Source organism: Marinoscillum sp. 108 (assembly GCF_902506655.1).
Taxonomy (GTDB): domain Bacteria; phylum Bacteroidota; class Bacteroidia; order Cytophagales; family Cyclobacteriaceae; genus Marinoscillum; species Marinoscillum luteum.
Genome location: NZ_LR734814.1, coordinates 1 through 2523, shown reverse-complemented (window position 1 = coordinate 2523; position 2523 = coordinate 1). Strand labels below are relative to the sequence as shown.

General features: G+C 48.0%; 1 protein-coding gene. It reads right to left on the bottom strand.

Annotation, left to right across the window (positions count from 1 at the left end):
- A partial coding sequence (locus GV030_RS16545) for a discoidin domain-containing protein (RefSeq protein WP_185155833.1) occupies positions 1–2523 on the bottom strand: 2523 nt, incomplete at both ends.

Here is a 2523-nt window from a genome sequence, read left to right as displayed (position 1 = left end):
CACCGTCGCTGGTGTCCTCTGCGGAGGTGTTTATGCCATCAGAGTCATCTTCATCGTCTCTGTAGTCGGGAATGCCATCCCCATCGGTGTCCTGCCTTTTGGACTTGGATCCTTTGATGTTGGCAATGCCAGTGCCTGAGTAGTTGTCAAAGATGTTTTCCAGCCCGTCCCCATCGGTGTCCAGTCCGTATCCTGTTTCGTCAGAGAGGTCACCGTCCTGATCGGTATCCAGGTCACTGAAGCCGTTTTTGTTGGCGTCAAATCCTTCTACCACATCCGGGACATTGTCATCATCAGAGTCAGTATCCAGGTAATCCGGGTCGCCATCACTATCAGAATTGATCGGATTGATGTAGGTGCCGCCATTGTCTGCATCGTAGACATCCTTGAGTCCGTCACCATCGGTATCCAGGGAAGTGATCACGATAAACCCTGCTGAAGGCTGTGCTTCCCTGTTGTCGGTGAGACCGTCATTGTCAGAGTCAAGGTCCAGAAAGTTGGGAATGCCGTCTCCGTCAGTATCCAGTGGCTGTGAATAGACCTCTATTTCTGCCAGGTGTAAGAATTCGGTTTCGGTCAGTTGTACTCTGATGTATCGTGCTGAAGTGTTGAAATTGAAGGCTGAAGGAGTACCAGCTTCAGGTCCTTGCAGGATGGCCTGCACACCGGATTGGCCTAAAGTGGTAGCCACATCCGTTGCCACAAACGGATCTTCTGAAACGAACACATAGAAATTGTCGGCCCGGTCTGTGCAGCAATCGGTTCGGTTCCAGACATTTACCACCGATAGGTCACGAATCTGTCCGAGATCAATTTCGACATAGGCTTCACTATCCTGATCGGTATGATTGTTTTGGGCTTCTCCGAAACCATCTGTGTCACCATCTATGATTACTGAAAGGGGGCTTCCGTAGGTGCCAGAAACTGATGAAGCTGAGGGTGTCCCGGAGAGGGCGTAATTGGTAATTGTAGCTTCATCCTGATCTCGGATGCCATCGTTATCAGAGTCCAGGTCAAAGAAGTTAGGAACCCCATCTCTGTCATGATCAAAGCGGTCATCCACACTATCTCCATTGGCATCCGTATGCCCTAAAGCATCAGCATCGAGATAGTTATAGATTCCATCCCCATCATCATCATCAAAAGGTCCGCTGTTATTGGTGTAACTTATCCCAGCATATTCAATACTATTGGGAATGCCATCTCCATCTGAATCAGGGTCTATAGAATCTAATATGCCATCCCCATCATTGTCGGGCCCAAATAAATAATCTGGAATGGTAACACCACCCTGAGTGAAATCATCCGTCCAGTTTCCGTTGAGGTTGATGTCTTCGTTATTGGTGGCTATTCCATCATCATCATCATCAGTATCTCTGAAATCCCTCGTATCGTCGGCATCAGTGTCCTGTAGTGACGCATTGGATCCGATGATACTCGCCACAGTGCCTCTGCCGGAGTTGGAGTCAAAAAGGTAAGAAATACCGTCTGCATCCACATCTGATCCATAGCCACTTTCGTCAGTCGGGTCATTGTTTCCATTGGTGTCCCAATCGCCGAACCCATCCATGTCGCTGTCCCAGGCTTCCACTACATCGGGGATTCCGTCATCATCCGAGTCTGTATCCAGGTAATCGGGATTACCATTGAGATCTGAATTGACGGGATCCAGCGCTCCTCCGGCATCCTGATCATAGATGTCCATAATACCGTCACCATCACTGTCTACCCATACCGGAGCCTTGTAGGCCAGGTTGCTTTGCGCTTCTATGTTGTCAGGAATGCCATCACCGTCAGCATCCAGGTCCAGGTAGTTGTCAATGCCATCACTGTCAAAGTCCGGGGGATTTAAAGAGACCCCACCGGAGCAGGTAGTGACGCTGGATGATAAATAGTCTATTTGGATGTTTCTATCCGTAGTATTGGTTTTGCTAATTCGAATGTACCTGGCAGTGCCCTGAGTTAAATCAAAATTCAGGGTGTTCGTAGTTGTTCCAGTGGCTAATGTCCCACTTGTCACGGTACTATAGGAGATGTTATCTGTTGAAGATTCGATCAGGTAGTCGGGATTATTTTCTAAAACAACGAAATTCCTGTACATATTGACCGATACTTGATTGTTGGAGGGGATTAAAATCTTGAAATCCACAACCAATACACCACCATTATTTACAACTGCCAGGGTGCCATTGTCAGTCCCAACTGCATTGTTCGGGTTAGTTACAGACCCATTTCCTGAAGCACTCTCCGCATATTCCGTCGAGGTTGATCCATCACAGCTTGAGTCGTAGGGGTCATCAATTCCGTTTAGATTGACATCCGTAATACCGGCTCCCTCATCGAGTGTACCATCCTGATTGGCATCAGTGAGTCCGAATTCGAGGATGTCAGGAATTCCATCATTGTCACTGTCCAGGTCTTTGAAGTCAGGAATACCATCCAGATCCTTATCAAACTGGTCGATGACTCCATCACCATTGATGTCGGTAAAGCCTGTGGTGTTGATTCCACTGGTGTTGGTAT